The following is a 17,869-nucleotide window of genomic DNA, read 5'->3' as shown; positions in this document are numbered from 1 at the left end:
TTATGGGAACCTAGGGAGACTTCGTGCTTTTTCACCAGCTGACCGTTCCGCCGGAACGGAGGGCGTGATGGACGTCCGCACCTGCCTGCGCCTGGTCCGCCGACACTGGTGGATCGTCCTGGTCACCCTGATGCTCACGGTCGGCTCGGCGGCGCTGGTCACCGTCCGTACGGCGCCCCGGTACGTGGCCTCGGTGACCTTCTTCGTCACCGCCCCCAACCAGGGCGTCAGCAACGCCTACCAGGGCGAGCTGTTCCTCCAGCAACGCGTGAAGTCCTACGCCGACCTGCTGCGCAGTGACCGCCTGGCGCAGGCCATGGTCGCTGAGACCGCCCTCGGCCTGACCGCCGACGACGTCCAGCGGCGGGTCGCCACCTCGACCGAGCCGGGCACCGTGCTGCTGCGTGCCACCGTCACCGACACCGACCAGGCCCGGGCCATGAAGGTCACCGAGGCCCTGTCGGCGAAGTTCGTCGAGCTGGTCAAGAAGATCGAGACCACCTCGGACGGCAAGGCCGGTCCCACCCGGATCGAGGTGGTGGGTGGCCCCCGGGTCAGCGCCAGCCCGGTCTCCCCGCAGCCCAACCGCAATCTCGCCCTCGGTGTCCTGGTCGGGCTCCTGCTCGGCGTGGCGCTCGCGGTGCTGCGCGGCATGGTCGACGTGCGGCTGCGCGACGCCGCCGGGTTGCAGCGGGCCACCGGTAGCCCCCTGCTCGGCGACATCCCCTTCGACCAGGGCGCCAAGGCGGCACCGCTGATCGTCGGGGACGCGGCGACCTCGGCCCGCGCGGAGGCGGTCCGGAAACTGCGGACCAACCTGCGCTTCGTGGACGTGCACGAGCCCGCCCGGGTGATCGCGGTGACCAGCGCGTTGCAGGGGGAGGGCAAGACCACCCTGTCCTGCAACCTGGCGATCGCGTTGGCCGAGGCGGGTTGGCGGGTGCTGCTGGTCGACGCCGACCTGCGTCGCCCGAAGGTCGCCGACTATCTCGGGGTCGACGGCGGCGTGGGCCTCACCGACGTGCTCGTCGGCGACGTCCAGGTGGGCGACGTGGTGCAGCGTTGGGGCGACAAGTCGCTGCTGGTGCTGCCCAGCGGCTCGACCCCCCCGAACCCCAGCGAACTGCTGGGCTCGAAGGCGATGGCGGACCTGCTGCTCGCCCTGCGCGAGTCGGCGGACATCGTGGTGATCGACACCGCACCGCTGCTGGCCGTCACCGACGGCGTGGTGGTGGCCGTGCAGGCCGACGGCGCGTTGCTGGTCACCCAGCAGGGGCGTACCTCGCGTGCCCAGGCCGCCGCGGCGGCCCGCTCCCTGCACTCCGTGTCGGTGCGGCTGCTCGGCTGCGTGCTCAACATGGCCAAGGTGGCCCGGGCGGACGCCTACCAGTACGAGGCGTACCGGATCGCCACCGCGACCGGGGCGTCGGTCCCGGCCGATCGGGCCACCGCCGCCCAGCGCGGCGATCAGGGGCTGCCCCCCGTCGGCGACCGGACGCAGGAACTCACCCGGCTGCCGCGATGAGTGCTGCTCCGGGTCCGGCAGCGCGGGGATGCCCCGGGTCGGGGGCGGCGGTTCGCCGCCGCCCCCCGGCGCCGGCCGACCGCGTGCGCCGGTCGGCCGGCGGCGGTACGGGCGGGGGAGCGCGACGATGAAGGTCGGGATCCTGTCGTACCACTTCCCGCCGGAACCGGCCTTCATCCCCGGCAGCCTCGCCGAGGAGCTGGCCCGGCGCGGACACGAGGTGCGGGTGCTGACCGGCTTTCCGGACTATCCCGGCGGCCAGGTCTATCCGGGCTGGCGGCAACGCTTTCGGCACGTGACCCGCAGCGAGCGGTTGACCGTGCGTCGGGTGCCCCGCTATGCCGGCGGGGACGCCTCGCCCGTCGCCCGGATGGCCGGCTATCTCTCCTTCGCCGGCAGCGCCGCGTTGGCGGGCCGGCGGTACCTGGCCGACGTCGACGTGCTGTACGTCTTCCAGTTTCCCGCGACCACCTTCGCCACCGCCGGGTTGCTGCGGCTGCTCGGCCGGGTGCCCACCGTCCTGCACGTGCAGGACCTGTGGACCGGGGAGGTCGCCCCGGGGCAGGCCGCGCAGGCCCGGCCCGGCCGGATCGCCACCACCATGCGCCGGGTGCTGCGGGAGGCCGACGCGGTGGCGGTCACCGCCCCGTCCATGCGGGAGCTGGTGGTCGCCGACGGGGTGGCCGAGGCGCGGGTGCGCACGGTGCTCAACTGGACCGACGAACGGATCTTCCAGCCGGTGCGACCGGGCCGCGACGCCCAGGCGCTGGTTCGCCGGGACGCCCGCTGCGTGGTCATGCACGCCGGCACGATCGGCGTACGCCAGGGCCTGGAGACCGCGGTACGGGCGGCGGCGGCGCTCGACGACCGGATGGACCTGGTGCTGGTGGGCTCCGGGGCGCAGGAACGGCGGGTCCGGGGGCTCGCCACCGAGTTGGGCGCCGACAACGTGCGCTTCCTCGAGCGGCGGTCTCCGCTGGACATGCCCGAGCTGTACGCCGCCGCCGACTACCAGCTGGTGACCCTGCGCGACCTTCCCGAGCTGAGCGGGACGGTGCCGAGCAAGGTGCAGTCCGCGCTGGCCTGCGCCGCCCCGATGGTGGCCTCGGCCGGTGGGGACACCGCGGCCCTGGTGGAGCGGGCCCGCGCCGGGCTCTCCTGCCCACCCGAGGACTGGGCCGCGTTGGCCGACCGGTTCTGGCTGGCCACCACCATCCCCGCGCCGGCCCGGGTCGAGATGGGCCGGCGGGGGCGGGAGACCTATCTGCGGGAGATGTCGTTGCGGGCCGGGGTGGACCGGATCGAGGCGTTGCTTCGGGAGATCGCGGTCCGCCGCTGACGATCGGCCGGGCCCGGTCCACCAACTAGTAAAAAGCCCGTACAAGCATCAGAACATCGCCAATCATGCTAGAAAACCCACTGATGGTCATATCGCCCCAGGCGAGAGTGGAGCACGGCGTGGCGGAGAACGGTGGGTCGCGCAGCGGCCGACGAAGACTGCGACGGCGGACCCGGCGGCGGGTCCGGCGGGCCCTGTTGGTCGCCCTGGTCGTCGGGTCGGTGCTGTTCGGCGCGGCCGGGTGGGTGGGCTTCCGTGGCTGGCAGGCACGCGCCCACCTGGTCAACGCGGCCGGGCTCGCCCGCGAGCTGAGCACCCAGGTGCTCGGCGGCGACCTCGACCGCGCCCAGCGCACGCTGGCGGCGTTGCAGGAGCAGGCCGGTGCGGCCCGGACCGCCACCGGTGACCCCGGGTGGTGGCTCGCCCGGCACGTCCCCTACGCCGGCGACGACGTGGCGGCCGTACGGACCATCGCGGTGGCCATCGACGACCTGGCCCGGCAGGCTTTCCCGGCGTTGCTGCGTACCGACCTGACCACGTTGGTGCCGTCCGGGGGGCGGCTGGACCTGGCCCGGCTGCGGGCCGCCTCGGCGGACCTGAGCGCGGCGGACGCCGCCGTCCGCAGGTCCCGGGCCGGCCTCGACGCGGTGCGCGCCGAGGATCTGGTCAGTCAGCTCGGCACCGCGTTGGCGGAGCTGCGTACGGAGATCGACCGGCTGGCCGGACTGACCGGTGCGGCCGATCGGGGCGCCCGGGTGCTGCCCGCCCTGCTCGGCGCGGACGGGCCCCGCAGTTACCTGCTGCTGTCGCAGAATCTCGCCGAACTGCGCGCCACCGGCGGGATGTTCGGCGCGTACGCGGTGATCCACGCCGACGACGGGCGGATCCGGATGCGCGAGCAGGGCACCAGCGCCCAGTTCGGCCGGTTCACCCCCGCGCTGCGGGTGGACGACGAGGTACGCCGGCTCTACACCGACCTGCCGGGCATCTATCCGGCGGACGTCAACCTGAGCCCGAACTTCCCTGCCGCGGCGAAGCTCTACCGGGAGATGTACCGGCGGCACAGCGGGGTGACCGTCGACGGGGTCCTGACCGTCGACCCGGTGATGCTGTCCTACCTGCTCCAGGCCACCGGGCCGGTGCAGGTGCCGGGCGACGCGACCCTGGTCAGCAGTCAGGTGGTGCGCACCCTGCTCAGCGACGCCTACCAGGGGCGGGACGACAACGGCCAGGATGCCTTCTTCGCCGCGTCGGCGTCCGCCGTGTTCGACGCCTTCCTCACGAAGAAGGTCAACCCAAGAGTGCTTTTGTCGGCTTTAGACCGCTCCATCACGGAAAGACGGATACTGTTCTGGAGTGCCCGATCCACGGAACAGCGGACGTTCGCCGACACCCGGCTCGCCGGTGCCCTCCCCGAACAGGAGGCCGCCCCGACCGTCGGGGTCTTCCTCAACGACGGCAGTGGCGCGAAGCTCGGCTACTACCTGCGGCCGACGGCGACCCTCACCGCCGGTGACTGCGCCGACGAGGGGCGGCGGCAGCTCAAGCTGCGCTTCACCCTGCACTCGTCGGCCCCCGACTCGGGTCTCGCCAAGTCGGTGCTCGGCCTCGGCATGGCCGGCGACCCGTACACGGCCCGGACCCTGATCTCCATCTACAGCCCGGCGGGCGGCACGGTGCTCAGCGCCCGGGTCGACGGAAAACCGACCCCGCTGGGCAGTGGGATCGAGCGTCGCCGGCAGGTGGTCATCGCCACCGTCGACGTCGCCCCCGGCACCACCCGGACCCTCGACGTGGACCTGCTCACCGGCAGGAACACCACCGGCACCCCCGAACTCTGGCACACACCGACCGCCACCCCATGGACCACCCAAGTAGTTCCCGCACCTAGCTGCAAACAGTAGGAGGAGACCATCATGCGGCTATCCCGCATTCTCATGGCGCTGACGGTCGGTCTGGCCATCGTGGCCGTGCCGACCGCCGCGGGGGCTGCTCAGCCGCAGCCACCCGCCACCACCAGCACCCCGCAGCCGCCACCGGACTATCCGCCCACCACGCCCTCGCTGACGGCCAACCCGACGACCATCTTCCTCGGCGAGACCGTGGTGCTCACCGGCACCGGCTTCGGGCCGAACGAGATCGTCGACATCGACGTCACCGTGGCGCCCCTCGCTGCGGCCGTTCCGGGGCAGGCGCCGGCCCGGCGCAGCGACGGCACCACCGTCGCGATGGTGAAGGTCGACTATTCGCAGCCGCAGCCCGCGCCGCGGCACTTCACGGCGCAGACCGACGCGAATGGCAACTTCACCGTGAGCTACCGGCCGAGCGACGTGGGTCGGCTCACCTTCACCGCGACCGGGCGTACGTCGGGCCGTACGGCCAGCACGACGATCACCGTGCTGCCGAAGAAGAAGCCGCACCCGCACCTGCCGGTCACCGGTGACAACCTGAGCACGCCCCTGAAGGTCGGCGGCGGGCTGGTCGGCGCCGGTGTGGTGCTGATGCTCACCGCGTTCGGCTGGCGGCGTCGCCAGCGGTTCGGTATGACCCGCTGACCCGGATCGCACCGGTACGCACAGGTGCCCGTCGGACCCATGGTCCGACGGGCACCTGCCGTCGGGCGGCAGGTGTGGCCCCGCCGCCACCCACCGACGTCGGGGCGTGTGCCGTCGGGCGGCCGGGGTGGCCCGCCGCCGCCCACCGACGTCGGGCGTGTCGACCGCCCCCGGACGCGGATCGTCATCCCCGTCCGGTTCACTGGCGGGATGGACGAGTCGATCTGGAACGCGGCCCGGTCCGCACGCGCCTGGCTGGACGCCGCGAACGGCACCGACCAGACGGAGCTGACCTGCCGGATCCTCAAACTCACCGAGGAGGCAGGTGAGGCGGCCGGGGCGTGGATCGGGGCGTTGGGCCAGAACCCGCGCAAGGGAGTCACGCACACTCACGCGGAGGTGGCCGCCGAACTCGCCGACGTGGTCTTCACCGCCCTGGTCGCCATCGAGAGCCTGGGCCTGGACGCCCGTTCGGTGGTGACCGCCTGCGCCGCGAAGGTCGAGTCGCGGATCACCCCGTGACGCCTCCGGGCCCCGATGGGTGGTGTGGTGTCGCGGGCACGCGCCGATTGTCCGCCTTGTCTGCATCGGCTCTCCTCCACGGTGACCGCCGGCACCCCCGGGCCGGAATCCGGGCCGGCCCGCAGGCGTTACACCCTGCGTACGACCGCAGCAGCACCCCCCGGCGGCCCGGCCGACGCCCCCCGGCGGAATGAGCGGGCACCGACGGTCGTTACACCCCCCACGGACGACCGCAGCAACACCCCGACCGGCCCGCCTCCGCATCCGTGCGGGAATGGCCCCGGCACCCCGGTCGTTACACCTGACCCCGGCACGAGCGGCCCACCTCCCCGGCCGGGACCCCCGAACTCCCCCCACCTGAGCGCCCCGACGTGGTGCCCACGCCCGCTACGCCTGCCCCCCCCGGCAGGCACACCGGCCCCCCCGGTCGGTCCCCGGGCGTCAACCCCGAAGGAGCTACCCCCATGAACACCACCATCCTGCGTAAGACCGCCCTCGGCATCGCCGGCCTCGCCTTCACCGGCGGCATCCTCGCCGGCCCCGCCACCCACGCCCACGCCGCCACCGACACCCACCCCGCCGCCGCCGCCACCACCGTGCAGGCCGACAAGCCCGCCGTGGACAAGACCAAGCTGATCCCCCACGGCGTCCAGGGCGACCAGTCCCGCATCGACCTGAACGACGAGCAGACCGGCAACGCCAAGGCCATCATCGCCGCCACGAAGAAGGCCGGCATGGACGAACGCGCCGCCGTGGTCTCCATCGCCACCGCCCTACAGGAGTCGAAGCTGGAGAACCTCGGTCACCTCGGCGACCGCAACGACCACGACTCGCAGGGTCTGTTCCAGCAGCGCCCGTCGTCCGGTTGGGGCACGGTGGAGCAGATCACCGACCCCGAGTACGCCACCCTGGCGTTCCTCAAGGGCCTCAAGCAGGTCGACGGCTGGCAGGACATGCCCCTGACCAAGGCCGCCCAGACGGTCCAGGTGTCGGCGTACCCCGACCACTACGCCCAGTGGGAAACCCAGGCCGCCGACCTCGTCGCCCACCACTGGAACAGCTGACCCACCCGCAACCACGCCACGACACCGTTGGCCGGCACCCCACACCCGGGGTGCCGGCCAACACCACGCCCACCGACAGCCCGGCGTGCCGTCATGCCGGCACGTGGTCATGCCGGCGGACCGGGAGGCCGACGGAAGCGGCCGAAGATCGTGGAGAGTTGTCGCTGCCCCAGGCACCACAACTCTCCACGCAAGGTTCCTTCGTGCATGGAGACCCTCGTTCTCGGCACTGCTGTCGTGGCCGGCGGCGGGTGGCGACCTCGGCCAGCCCGGTGCCGTGGCTGTGCGGCGTCGTAGCGGGGCGGCCACATGAGAGTGACGGGGGTCACTGGAGGGTGGGGAAGGGGGAGGTGGGGTCCCGCGTTGTGGAGGGTGTCGGTGTGTTCGGTGTCCCCGGGCCTCACCTGAAATGCCGTCGCGGAGTTCCGTTCGGCTGGAGCCGCGTTGCGCCACGCGCCGAGAGGCGACCCGCACATCGACACGCGCCGCCCCCGACCCACCCGGGTCGGGGGCGGCGCGCTGTGTGCGTACCGGGCAGAATCGCGGTGTGGACTGGTCCAGTTCGACCGGCGTGGTCACCCTGCCCAGCGGCGCGACCGTGCGCGGGCGGCGGGTGGCCGACGCGGTGTCACCCGCCGACTTCGCCCTGATCCTGGCGCCCGGCCCGGCCCCGGCCTGGCCGTACCGGCGCATCCGGTGGCCCGACTTCTGGCTGCCCGTCGACCGCGCGGACGCCCTGGACGCCCTGCGCGAGGCGTTGCGGCGCGCGCAGGGCGGTGCCCGGGTGGAGGTGGCCTGCCGGGGCGGGATCGGCCGGACCGGCACCGCCCTCGCCGCCCTGGCGATCCTCGACGGACTGCCGGCCCGACAGGCGGTGGGTTGGGTCCGCGACCACTACCACCCGAAAGCCGTGGAGACCCCCTGGCAGCGGGCCTGGTTGCGGCGACTTCCCGGCCGCTGACCGCACCGCGTCCCGTGCTCGCGGCCCGCCGGTCAGGGGCGTCCGTGGGCGTCGGCCACGGGCTGGCGGTGATCCGGGGTCACCGGGGTGCGACGTACTCCCGCAGGTGGCTGGCGGTCAGGGTGTCACCGTGCGCGACCAGGTCGGCGGGGGTGCCGGTGAAGACGATCCGGCCGCCGTCGTGTCCGGCACCGGGACCCAGGTCGATGATCCAGTCGGCGTGCGCCATCACCGCCTGGTGGTGCTCGATGACGACCACCGTGTTGCCCGCGTCGACCAGCCGGTCCAACAGGGCCAGGAGTTGGTCCACGTCGGCCAGGTGCAGACCGGTGGTCGGCTCGTCCAGCACGTAGGTGGCGGCCTTCTCGGCCATGTGCACGGCGAGCTTGAGCCGCTGGCGTTCCCCACCGGAGAGGGTGGTCAGCGGTTGCCCCAGGGTCAGGTAGCCCAGCCCGACCTCGGCCAGTCGGTCCAGCACCACCCTGGCCGGGCCGGACGGGAAGAACTCCCGGGCCTCGGTGACCGACATGCCGAGCACCTCGCTGATGTTGCGGCCGCGCAGCGTGTATCTCAGCACCTCGGGGGTGTAGCGCCGCCCCTCGCACGCCTCGCACACGGTGGCGACGGCAGCCATCGTGGCCAGGTCGGTGTAGACCAGTCCGATTCCCTTGCAGGTCGGGCAGGCGCCCTCGGAGTTGGCGCTGAACAGCGCGGCCTTCACCCCGTTGGCGCGGGCGAACGCGGTGCGGATCGGGTCGAGCAGGCCGGTCCAGGTCGCCGGGTTGCTGCGTCGGGAGCCCCGGATGGCGGACTGGTCGACCACCACGACCCCGTCCCGACGGGGCAACGAGCCGTGGATCAGTGAACTCTTGCCCGAGCCGGCTACGCCGGTGACCACGGTCAGCACCCCCAGCGGCAGGTCCACGTCGACGTCGCGCAGGTTGTGCAGGTCGGCGCCCCGGATCGGCAGGTGACCGGTGGGTGTGCGGACGACGGTCCGCAGGGTGACCCGGTGGTCGAGGTGCCGGCCGGTCAGCGTGCCGGAGCGCCGTAGCCCGGTCACGTCCCCGGTGTAGCAGATCCGACCGCCCGCCGCGCCGGCTCCCGGGCCGAGGTCGACCACGTGGTCGGCGATCGCGATGGTCTCCGGCTTGTGTTCCACGACCAGCACCGTGTTGCCCTTGTCGCGTAGCCGCAACAGCAGGTCGTTCATCCGGTTGATGTCGTGCGGGTGCAGCCCCACCGTCGGCTCGTCGAACACGTACGTCACGTCGGAGAGACTGGACCCGAGGTGGCGGACCATCTTCACCCGCTGCGCCTCGCCGCCGGAGAGGGTGCCGGACTCCCGGTCCAGGCTGAGGTAGCCGAGGCCGATCTCCACCAGCGAGTCCAGGGTGTCGCGCAGGTCGGCCACCAGCGGCGCCACCGACGGGGCGTCGATCCCGCCGACGAACTCCGCCAGGTCGCTGATCTGCTGGGCCGCGCACTCGGCGATGTTGTGCCCGGCGATCCTCGACGACAGGGCCGCCGCGTTGAGCCGGGCACCGCCGCAGGCGGCGCAGGTGGCGAAGGCGACCGCCCGGTCCACGAAGGCGCGGATGTGCGGCTGCATGGACTCCCGGTCCTTGGCCAGGTAGAGCCGGCGGACCTTCACCACCAGCCCCTCGTACGTCCAGCTGTTGGTCCCGACCTTGATCTTGGTGGCCGGCTTGTGCAGGAAGTCCGCCCACTGCTGCGCGGTGAAGTCCTGGAGCTTGACGTCCGGGTCGAACAGGCCGGACCCGACGATGGTCTGCCAGTACCAGGAGTCGACGGCGAAGTTCGGCACCAGGATCGCCCCGTCGTTGAGCGAGCGTTCCACGTCCACCATGGCCGACACGTCGAGGTCGGAGACCCGGCCCAGCCCCTCACAGGTGGGGCACATGCCCTCGGCGAGGTTGAAACTGAACGCCCCGGCCCCGCCGACGTGTGGCTCGCCGAGCCGGCTGAACAGGATCCGCAGCAGCGCGTACGCGTCGGTCGCGGTGCCCACGGTGGAGCGGGAGTTCGCCCCCATCCGTTCCTGGTCGACCACGATCGCCGGGGTCAGGTTCCGCAGCGAGTCGACGTCGGGGCGGGACAGGTTCGGCATGAACGACTGGAGGAAGGCGCTGTAGGTCTCGTTGATCAGGCGGCGGGACTCGGCGGCGACGGTGCCGAACACCAGGGAGGACTTCCCCGACCCGGAGACCCCGGTGAAGACCGTGAGTCGTCGCTTGGGTATGTCGACGGAGACGCCGGTGAGGTTGTTCTCCCGGGCGCCCCGTACCTCGATCATGTCGTGGTGGTCGGCGGTGGACCGTGCTGATTGCTCCATACCTTCGATTTTCTCATTCATGCTCCTGTTGAGACTTCTGTCGGAGCACGCCGAGCCGACCGGGTGCAGGTGGGTGGAAAGTCTCAAACCACGTGGCAACCACTAGGCTGGACGGGGGCGAGCGGAGGGGCCGGATGGGGGAGCGACGGTGGCGGTTGGTCGACGTCGCGGCCAGTGCCGGGATCTCCACCCAGCAGGTGCGCAACTATCTGGCCGACGGACTGCTACCACCGGCCGACCGCACCCCGAGCGGCTACCGGATGTTCACCGAACGCCACGTCCGGGCGCTGGCCGTGGCCCGGCGGATGGCCGAGGGGCACGGCTGGGCGCGTACCCGGGAGGTGTTGGCCGCCGTGCACCGGGGTGAGCTGCCGGCGGCGCTCGCCGCGCTCGACGCCGGGCACGCCGAGCTGGACCGCGAACGGGCCGAGATCGCCCGGGTGCTGGGCGCCTTCGAGACGGTGCTGGACAGTCCGGCGGCGGCTGTGCCCCGCCGGGACGCCCGGATCGGTGTGGTGGCCGCCCAGGTCGGGGTGCGGACCTCGCAGCTGCGCCTGTGGGAGCAGCGCGGCCTGCTCCGCCCGCACCGGCAGCGGGGCACCGGCTACCGGGTGTACGACGTGGCCGAGTGGCGGGCGGCGCAGGTGGTGGCGCTGCTGCGTCGGGGCGGGTACCCGTTCGACATCATCACCGCGGTCCTCGACGAGTTGCGCAGCACCGGCCGACCGGACCGGGTGCGGGCCGAACTCGCCCGGCGGGAGCAGGACCTGCACGTCCGCAGCGTGCGTCGGCTGCGAGGCTCCGCCGCGTTGGCCGACTACCTCGCCGAAACCGGCCCGGCCGGGACGCACTGAGCCGACCGAGGCGCGCTGGAGTCGGCCGAGGCGTACCGGGTCGGTCGGGACGCACTGAGCTGGATGGGGGAGCGCTGACCACGGCGGGGGTGTGCTGAGCCGGGTGGGACGTCGGGTGTGCCGGGGTGGGTGCGCACAGCCGGACGGCCCGGCGGATGATCCGCCGGGCCGTCCGTGAGTGACCGGTCAGTTGAGGCCGCAGGCGGCGAAGTTGTCGAGGTTGGGGCGTTGTGCGCCGACGCGGTTGAAGGCGATCTCGATGCGGTCGAGGGCGGCTTGGCGCTTGTCCTTCAGCGGGCCGAGGATGGCGTTGTTGATGAAGTTGGCGCCGCCCTGGGGGTTGGCGGCCTGCTGGGCGAGGCGGGCGTTGGCTTCGCCGATCTGCTTGTCGAGGTTGGCCAGTTCGGCCTGGACGTTCGCGGCGGCCTGGGCGGGGACGGCGGGGATCTGCGGCGTCGGGCAGTTCACCGTCCGGGCGTTCCCCGCGTTGCCGGCACCGTTGTTGCCCGCGCCGTTGTTGCCGGCACCGTTGTTACCCGCGCCGTTGTTCCCGGCACCGTTGTTGCCCGCGCCCGCGTTCCCGGCACCCGCGCCGTTGAGGCCGCAGGCGGCGAAGTTGTCGAGGTTGGGGCGTTGTGCGCCGACGCGGTTGAAGGCGATCTCGATGCGGTCGAGGGCGGCTTGGCGCTTGTCCTTCAGCGGGCCGAGGATGGCGTTGTTGATGAAGTTGGCGCCGCCCTGGGGGTTGGCGGCCTGCTGGGCGAGGCGGGCGTTGGCTTCGCCGATCTGCTTGTCGAGGTTGGCCAGTTCGGCCTGGACGTTCGCGGCGGCCTGGGCGGGGACGGCGGGGATCTGCGGCGTCGGGCAGTTCACCGTCTGGGCGGCGGCAGTGGTGTTGTTCCCGCCGGTGGCGGCGTTGCCGGCCTTGACGGAGCTGTTCAGCACACTGGCGACGCCCGGGGCGTTCAACCCGCACGTGGCCAGGCTGTCCAGATTGGGCCGCTGCGCACCGACCCGGTTGAAGTTGATCTCGATGCGGTCCAGCACCGCGACGCGCTTGCTCTTCAGCGGGCCGAGGATGGCGTTGTTGATGAAGTTGGCGCCGCCCTGAGGGTCGGCGGCCTGCTTGGCCAGCCGCTCGTTCTGCCGGGCGATCTCCTCGTCCAGGTTGGCCAGTTCCCGCTCCACCCCGGCGGCGGCCGCCGCCGGGACCGCCGGCAGCTTGTCCCGTACGGTGGGGCAGTTCACGGTCTGCGCGGCGCTGCTGCCGGTGTTCTCGGCGGCGGAGGCGAGCTGCAGGCCGCCACCCAGGAGCAGCACCGCCAGGGCGCCCACTCCGCCGAGCTTGAGAACGGAATTCTTCCGCATTGGCCTGGCCATGTACCTCTCCTCTGATCTCCGGCGGACCGTCGACGGGTGTCGCGTCCGGTCGGTCCGACGGTGGCTGGGGTGAAGGTGGGCCGTCGTCCGCCGCCTCGTACTCGGCAGCGCCCCGGTCCGTCCTTGCGGCGATGGATACGGGGACCACTCGGAGATCGTTCAAGAATTTCGGTGAGCTTCCGGTCGCACTCCGTGGTCGTCGGTAAAACCGCAGCTCAGAGCGCATGGGAGCGATCCCGCCCGTGCCCTGCGGCAGCAATTTCGGTAACGTGGAGTAATGCTGTGATCATCGACAGTGAGGCGACCCGCTCCCGTCGGGCCGGTCGCGCCCCCTGGGAGAGCGACGCCCCGCCTCGGTAGGGTGCCTGACCATGAGAGCCCGGGTCCTGGCCGCCGCCGTCGCGGCCGTACTCCTCACCGTGGCACTGCCGGTCCCCGCGCACGCGGGCGTCGCGGGCCGCGCCGGCTCGGCCCGCGCGACCGTCGTGCCGTGCCCGAAGCTGCCGACGCCGAAGGTCACCCGGCCTCCCCGGCCCGCGCCGCCGCCGGCGGTGCCCGAGCAGCAGACGGTGGGCGGAGAGTCGTTGGCCACCCCAGGGTTGACCGTTCCCCCGGGCACGCCCGCGCCACCGCCGGTCACCGCGACGTCGTGGCTGGTCGCCGACCTGGACACCGGAGCGGTCCTCGGCGGCTGCGGCCCACACGCGTACGGCACCCCGGCCAGCGTGCAGAAGTTGCTCCTCGCCGCCACCATGCTGCCGAAGCTGAACCCGAAACAGGTGGTCACGGTGACCCGCGCCGACCTGGACATCGAGCCCGGCAGCTCCGCCGTCGGCCTGCTCGACGGTGGCCGCTACTCGGTCGAGACCGCCTGGCTCGGCCTGCTGCTGCAGTCCGGCAACGACGCGGCCAACCTGCTGGCCCGGCTGGGCGCGGGCAGCTCCGCCGCCGGGGTCCGCGAGATGAACGCCGAGGCCCGTCGGCTCGGCGCGTGGCAGACCCGGGCGGTGACCCCGTCCGGGTTGGACGGGCCGGGCCAGTTCACCAGCGCGTACGACCTGGCGCTGATCGCCCGGGTCTGTTTCGCCGACCCCACCTTCCGCCGGTACGCGCTGACCGAGCGGACCCAGATCCCGGCCCAACCCGCACTGCGCAAGCCCGGCTTCCAGATCCAGAACGAGAACCAGTTGATCTACCGGTACCCGGGGGCGTTGGGCGGGAAGACCGGCTTCACGGATCTGGCCCGGCACACCTACGTCGGAGCCGCGCAACGCGGTGGGCGTCGGCTGGTGGTGACCCTGCTCGGTGCGGAGGCCCGCCCGGTGCGTGGCTGGGAGCAGGGGGCGCGGCTGCTCGACTGGGGCTTCAGCCTGCCCCGGGACGCCTCGGTCGGGCGGCTGGTCGAGCCGGGGGAGGTGACCACCCCCCGCGCGTCGGTGTCGCCGTCCGCCCCGGTGGCCGCCGCCCCGGGTCCCGCCGGTGCGGCGGTGGGCGCACCGCACTGGCTCGGCACGGCGGTGATCGGCGGTGCGGCGGCCCTGGTCGGGGTGTTGGCCGTCCTGTTCGCTGTCGGTCGTCGGCGGACCCGTCGCCGGGTCCGCCGACGCGTCGCCTGGGACTGACCGCCGGCACTGCCGGCTGCGGCGCGCGGAGACCCGCGGCGGCCCGCCCGGGGGACCGGCGGTGCCGCCCCGCCCGGTGTCGATCAGCGTCGACAACCGGGCCGGCCCTCCATAGACTCCGGTCGTTGCGGTACCGCCCGCCTCTCCGGTACCACGAGTCCAGGAGGACCACAGTGTCGAGTGAACCCCGACCGTTCGCCGCCGGGTCGCGTCCGGCCGGCCGGCTGACCCGCCTCGCCGGGGTGGCGCTGGCCTCGGCGGCACTGGTCGTCGCCGGTGGCACCGCCGCCGTCGCCGCGCCCGCCGACGGGCCGAGCGCCGCCCGGACCACGAAGGGGCCGTGCGCGTACACCTCCACGCCCGACGAACCACCGGCCCGGCCGGTGCCGCTGCCGCGGGACCCGCGCCGGACGCCGGACGAGGGCACGGTCCGGGTCACCCTGCGCACCAGCCACGGACCGATCGGCCTGACCCTGGACCGGGAGCAGGCCCCGTGCACGGTGCAGAGCTTCCTGCACCTGGCGCGGCACCGGTTCTACGACTGGACGCCCTGTCACCGGTTGACCGCCTACCCGACGCTCAAGGTGCTCCAGTGCGGTGACCCGTCCGGCACGGGTGAGGGCGGGCCGGGCTACCGCTACCGCGACGAACTGCCCACCGACCTGCCGCCCGCGCCGACCGACCCGACCGGCGTGCGCCGGCTCTACGCCCGGGGCACGCTCGCGATGGCCAACGCCGGGCCGGACACCAACGGCAGCCAGTTCTTCCTGGTCCAGTCGGACTCGGCGCTGCGCCCCAACTACACCGTCTTCGGCACCATCGACGTGGCCGGGCTGAAGACCCTGGACAAGATCGCCGCCGGTGGCATCGCGCCCACCCCGGAGGACCCCGCGCCGGTGGACGGTGCCCCGGCCCTGCCGGTGCAGATCCACCGCGCGATCCGAGGCCACTGAGCAGTCCGGCCCCGGCGGCCCGGGCCACCGCACCCTCCGGTGCGGGCACCCCGGGTCGCCGGTGAGCCGGCCGGTGCGGGCTCAGCCCGACGGGCCGGCGCACCTGCCGGGCGGGGGCGGGCGACCACCCCCGCCCGACGGTCAGCCCTGCTCGCCTGCCGCCCGGGTCCGGTCGGCGTCCGCGTCGGCCGTACCGACCGGCACGCCGTCGCCGTCCCGGGTGCCGTCGGACAGGTCCACCTCCGCGCCGGCGCGGGCGGCGTCGGCGCGGGCGTCGTCCGCACCCACCACGGGACGGGTGTCGACGTCGTCGACGTCGACCAGGTCGTTACCGACCGCGAGGCCGATCGGGGCGTAACGGGGATCGGTCATGGTCTCCTCCTTCACCGGTGCCTACCCTCCGCTACCCCCATCCACCGTCGTCGACACCTCCCGCCGCCGTCCGGCTGCTGGCAGCTGCCACGGCCCATCGGCCCCGACCCGGGTCCGACCGGCGGCGCCACCCCGTCGACCGGCGCATGCTAGCGACCCGGCCGCCCCACCGGGTGGGATTCGCCGGATCACCGGACCGGCGGGGCGGGTGTCACTACCTTCGTCAGCGTGAGAGTTCGGGGACGTACCGCCGCCGTCATCGCCGTCGTGCTGCTGTCGCCGGTCGTCGCACCCGCCGGTGTGGCGGACGCCGCCGGGGCGGTGACCACCGGTCCGTGTGCGCCGGTGCCGGCGGTGTCCCGGCCGCCCCGACCGGTCCCGCCCCACACGGAGGCCGCCGACCGGGCGGTCGGCGGCCCCGCCCTGGCCACCACGGGCCAGGTCCGGCCGGCCGGGACACCCAGGCCGCCCGCCGTACCGGCCACCTCCTGGCTGGTCGCCGACCTGGACAGCGGCGACGTGCTCGGCGGCTGCGGCCCGCACGAACACGGCACCCCGGCGAGCGTGCAGAAGCTGCTGCTGGCCGCCACCGTGCTGCCGACCCTCGACCCCCGGCAGGTGGTCACCCTCACCCCCGGCGACCTCGACATCGAGCCCGGCAGCTCCGCCGTGGGCTTCGCCGAGGGTGGCCGGTACCGGATCGAGACCCTCTGGTTGGGCCTGCTGCTCAAGTCCGGAAACGAGGCGGCCAACGCGCTGGCCCGCCTCGGCGGTGGCCCCGACGGGCTGCCCGGTGGGCTGCGGGCGATGAACGCGCACGCCCGGCAGCTCGGCGCGTTGCAGACCCACGCGGTGACCCCGTCCGGGTTGGACGGGCCGGGCCAGTTCACCAGCGCGTACGACCTGGCGCTGATCGCCCGCGCCTGCTTCGCCGACACCACCTTCCGCCGCTACGACACCACGCGGGAGGCGATGATCCCGGCCCAGCCGGCGTTGGGCGAGAAGGCCTTCCCGATCCAGAACGACAACCAGCTGCTCTACCGCTACCCGGGGGCGTTGGGCGGCAAGACCGGCTACACCGACCTGGCCCGGCACACCTACGTCGGGGCCGCCGAGCGGGGCGGACGGCGGCTGGTGGTCACCCTGCTCGGCGCGGAGGTCGTCGACAAACGGGGCTGGGAGCAGGGGGCGGCCCTGCTGGACTGGGGGTTCGGGGTGCCCCGGGGTGCGGCCGTGGGTCGACTGGTCAACCCGGGTGAGCTGACGGCGGGCCCGTCCGGGACCGCCGTCCCCCCGCCCCCGCTGGCCGCCGCCGGTGGTCCGGGCCGGCTCGACCCGCCCGGTCACCCCTGGTCACGTCCGCTGGTCGCGGTCTCCCTGGCCGCCGTCGTGGCCGGGCTCGCCGGGCTGCTGCTCGCCCTGCGCCACCGACCACACGACGTCCGCCGACGGCGGTGAGACGCGGGGCGGAGCACCCCCGGTGGGTGCTGGCCCGGTTGCTGGTCGTCACGGTGCTGCTCGTGGCGGTGGGCTGCGACCGGCCACCGCAGCCCGCACCGCAGGCGGACGCCGCGACGCCCACCCCGACCGGACCACGTGCCCCCACCGACGTGGTGTTGCTGTCCGAGGTCGACCCGAGCATCGTCGTGGATATCCGCTACGCCGGCCCGCACAACTTCGTCGGCCGCCCGGTGGACGGCTACGACGAGCCGTTGTGCCTGCTCACCCGTACCGCCGCCGAGGCGTTGCGCCGGGTGCAGGACGCCGCCCGCGCCCAACGGCTGAGCCTGCGGGTGTACGACTGCTACCGGCCGCAGCGCGCCGCCGACGAGTTCGTCCGCTGGGCGAAGGACCCCGCAGCGCAGCAGACGAAGGCGGAGTTCTATCCCCGGGTGGCCAAGTCGAAGCTGTTCGCCGACGGCTACCTCGGCGCCCCCACCGCGCACAGCCGGGGCAGCACCCTCGACCTGACCCTGGAGCCCCGCCCGGCCCCGCCCCGCGCCTCGTACGCCCCGGGCCAGCCGCTGGTGGCCTGCACCGACCCGGCCGACCGACGGTTCGCCGACGGCAGCCTCGACATGGGCACCGGTTTCGACTGTTTCGACCCGCTGGCGCACACCGCCGACGCCCGGGTCACCGGGGCCGCCCGGACCCACCGGCAGCTGCTGGAACGCCTGATGACGCAGGAGGGTTTCGTCAACTACGACCGGGAGTGGTGGCACTACCGGTACGCCGACGAGCCCTACCCCGACACCTACTTCGACTTCCCGGTGGCCCGGGCGTCCCTGCCCCGCTGAGCGGCCCGGTCGCCGGCCCGGGACGGACGTCGCCGGGACGCCCACCACCGGCACCACCCGACGGTGTGA

The 17,869-nt window shown here is 73.4% G+C and carries 15 protein-coding genes; 12 read left to right on the top strand and 3 right to left on the bottom strand.

The window, feature by feature from the left end:
* Positions 1–67: 67 nt before the first annotated feature.
* The 7 genes from AB0C22_RS21740 to AB0C22_RS21710 all read left to right on the top strand — a co-directional run bounded on the left by AB0C22_RS21740 (position 68) and on the right by AB0C22_RS21710 (position 7,966).
* Positions 68–1,525 carry a polysaccharide biosynthesis tyrosine autokinase gene (locus AB0C22_RS21740; RefSeq protein ID WP_208570725.1) on the top strand — a complete coding sequence of 486 codons (1,458 nt, stop codon included), beginning with the start codon at positions 68–70 and terminating at the stop codon, positions 1,523–1,525.
* A 127-nt stretch (positions 1,526–1,652) separates the two neighbouring features.
* A complete protein-coding gene (locus tag AB0C22_RS21735; RefSeq protein WP_208570726.1) occupies positions 1,653–2,864 on the top strand; it encodes a glycosyltransferase family 4 protein in 1,212 nt (403 codons plus the stop codon).
* 119 nt (positions 2,865–2,983) lie between these two features.
* Positions 2,984–4,768 carry a DUF4012 domain-containing protein gene (locus tag AB0C22_RS21730; RefSeq protein WP_357536681.1) on the top strand — a complete coding sequence of 595 codons (1,785 nt, stop codon included), beginning with the start codon at positions 2,984–2,986 and terminating at the stop codon, positions 4,766–4,768.
* Positions 4,769–4,780: 12 nt separating this feature from the next.
* A complete protein-coding gene (locus AB0C22_RS21725) occupies positions 4,781–5,419 on the top strand; it encodes a hypothetical protein (protein WP_219462317.1) in 639 nt (212 codons plus the stop codon).
* Positions 5,420–5,629: 210 nt separating this feature from the next.
* Positions 5,630–5,941 (top strand): MazG-like family protein, encoded by a 312-nt coding sequence (locus AB0C22_RS21720; RefSeq protein WP_219462314.1) that lies wholly within the window; start codon positions 5,630–5,632, stop codon positions 5,939–5,941.
* A 464-nt stretch (positions 5,942–6,405) separates the two neighbouring features.
* Complete coding sequence (locus AB0C22_RS21715; RefSeq protein WP_357536678.1) at positions 6,406–7,005, top strand: hypothetical protein; 600 nt, start codon at positions 6,406–6,408, stop codon at positions 7,003–7,005.
* 547 nt (positions 7,006–7,552) lie between these two features.
* Entirely contained in the window at positions 7,553–7,966 is a 414-nt protein-coding gene (locus tag AB0C22_RS21710) for a protein-tyrosine phosphatase family protein (RefSeq protein ID WP_308290762.1), read from the top strand.
* A gap of 79 nt (positions 7,967–8,045) precedes the next feature.
* Here AB0C22_RS21710 and AB0C22_RS21705 read toward each other — a convergent pair whose 3' ends face one another.
* Positions 8,046–10,322 carry an excinuclease ABC subunit UvrA gene (locus tag AB0C22_RS21705; protein WP_357536676.1) on the bottom strand — a complete coding sequence of 759 codons (2,277 nt, stop codon included), beginning with the start codon at positions 10,320–10,322 and terminating at the stop codon, positions 8,046–8,048.
* A 134-nt stretch (positions 10,323–10,456) separates the two neighbouring features.
* On the opposite strand from AB0C22_RS21705, the gene AB0C22_RS21700 reads away from it, so the two are divergent.
* Positions 10,457–11,176, top strand: coding sequence for a MerR family transcriptional regulator (locus tag AB0C22_RS21700; protein ID WP_219462307.1), 720 nt, complete (start codon positions 10,457–10,459; stop codon positions 11,174–11,176).
* A 186-nt stretch (positions 11,177–11,362) separates the two neighbouring features.
* On the opposite strand, the gene AB0C22_RS21695 is transcribed toward AB0C22_RS21700, so the two are convergent.
* Entirely contained in the window at positions 11,363–12,556 is a 1,194-nt protein-coding gene (locus tag AB0C22_RS21695) for a hypothetical protein (RefSeq protein ID WP_219462305.1), read from the bottom strand.
* 371 nt (positions 12,557–12,927) lie between these two features.
* Here AB0C22_RS21695 and AB0C22_RS21690 point away from each other — a divergent pair, with 371 nt between their 5' ends.
* Both AB0C22_RS21690 and AB0C22_RS21685 read left to right on the top strand, forming a co-directional pair.
* Positions 12,928–14,178 (top strand): D-alanyl-D-alanine carboxypeptidase, encoded by a 1,251-nt coding sequence (locus AB0C22_RS21690; RefSeq protein WP_357536673.1) that lies wholly within the window; start codon positions 12,928–12,930, stop codon positions 14,176–14,178.
* 173 nt (positions 14,179–14,351) lie between these two features.
* The gene (locus tag AB0C22_RS21685) at positions 14,352–15,131 is read left to right on the top strand and encodes a peptidylprolyl isomerase (protein ID WP_308290761.1); all 780 of its coding nucleotides are present in this window, start codon (positions 14,352–14,354) and stop codon (positions 15,129–15,131) included.
* A gap of 141 nt (positions 15,132–15,272) precedes the next feature.
* Here the strand turns inward: AB0C22_RS21685 and AB0C22_RS21680 are convergent, their stop codons facing one another.
* Positions 15,273–15,503 (bottom strand): hypothetical protein, encoded by a 231-nt coding sequence (locus tag AB0C22_RS21680; protein ID WP_219462300.1) that lies wholly within the window; start codon positions 15,501–15,503, stop codon positions 15,273–15,275.
* 228 nt (positions 15,504–15,731) lie between these two features.
* Here AB0C22_RS21680 and AB0C22_RS21675 point away from each other — a divergent pair, with 228 nt between their 5' ends.
* Positions 15,732–16,961, top strand: a complete 1,230-nt coding sequence (locus AB0C22_RS21675) for a D-alanyl-D-alanine carboxypeptidase (RefSeq protein ID WP_308290760.1) — start codon at positions 15,732–15,734, stop codon at positions 16,959–16,961.
* Positions 16,958–17,800 (top strand): M15 family metallopeptidase, encoded by an 843-nt coding sequence (locus AB0C22_RS21670; protein WP_308290759.1) that lies wholly within the window; start codon positions 16,958–16,960, stop codon positions 17,798–17,800. The genes AB0C22_RS21675 and AB0C22_RS21670 overlap by 4 nt, the downstream gene beginning before the upstream one ends.
* The last annotated feature ends 69 nt before the right edge of the window (positions 17,801–17,869 follow it).

The sequence above is a fragment of the Micromonospora sp. NPDC048894 genome (assembly GCF_040649765.1).
GTDB lineage: Bacteria > Actinomycetota > Actinomycetes > Mycobacteriales > Micromonosporaceae > Micromonospora > Micromonospora antibiotica.
Note: the sequence above shows the minus strand (reverse complement) of the source record. Positions and strands in the feature narration are given on the sequence as shown.

Excerpts from the sequence above, each read along its gene's own strand:
- AB0C22_RS21740 (WP_208570725.1), top strand. The coding sequence starts at position 68 with ATGGACGTCCGCACCTGCCTGCGCCTGGTCCGCCGACACTGGTGGATC.
- AB0C22_RS21735 (WP_208570726.1), top strand. The coding sequence starts at position 1,653 with ATGAAGGTCGGGATCCTGTCGTACCACTTCCCGCCGGAACCGGCCTTC.
- AB0C22_RS21725 (WP_219462317.1), top strand. The coding sequence starts at position 4,781 with ATGCGGCTATCCCGCATTCTCATGGCGCTGACGGTCGGTCTGGCCATC.
- AB0C22_RS21720 (WP_219462314.1), top strand. The coding sequence starts at position 5,630 with ATGGACGAGTCGATCTGGAACGCGGCCCGGTCCGCACGCGCCTGGCTG.
- AB0C22_RS21715 (WP_357536678.1), top strand. The coding sequence starts at position 6,406 with ATGAACACCACCATCCTGCGTAAGACCGCCCTCGGCATCGCCGGCCTC.
- AB0C22_RS21705 (WP_357536676.1), bottom strand. The coding sequence starts at position 10,322 with ATGGAGCAATCAGCACGGTCCACCGCCGACCACCACGACATGATCGAG.
- AB0C22_RS21700 (WP_219462307.1), top strand. The coding sequence starts at position 10,457 with ATGGGGGAGCGACGGTGGCGGTTGGTCGACGTCGCGGCCAGTGCCGGG.
- AB0C22_RS21695 (WP_219462305.1), bottom strand. The coding sequence starts at position 12,556 with ATGGCCAGGCCAATGCGGAAGAATTCCGTTCTCAAGCTCGGCGGAGTG.
- AB0C22_RS21690 (WP_357536673.1), top strand. The coding sequence starts at position 12,928 with ATGAGAGCCCGGGTCCTGGCCGCCGCCGTCGCGGCCGTACTCCTCACC.
- AB0C22_RS21680 (WP_219462300.1), bottom strand. The coding sequence starts at position 15,503 with ATGACCGATCCCCGTTACGCCCCGATCGGCCTCGCGGTCGGTAACGAC.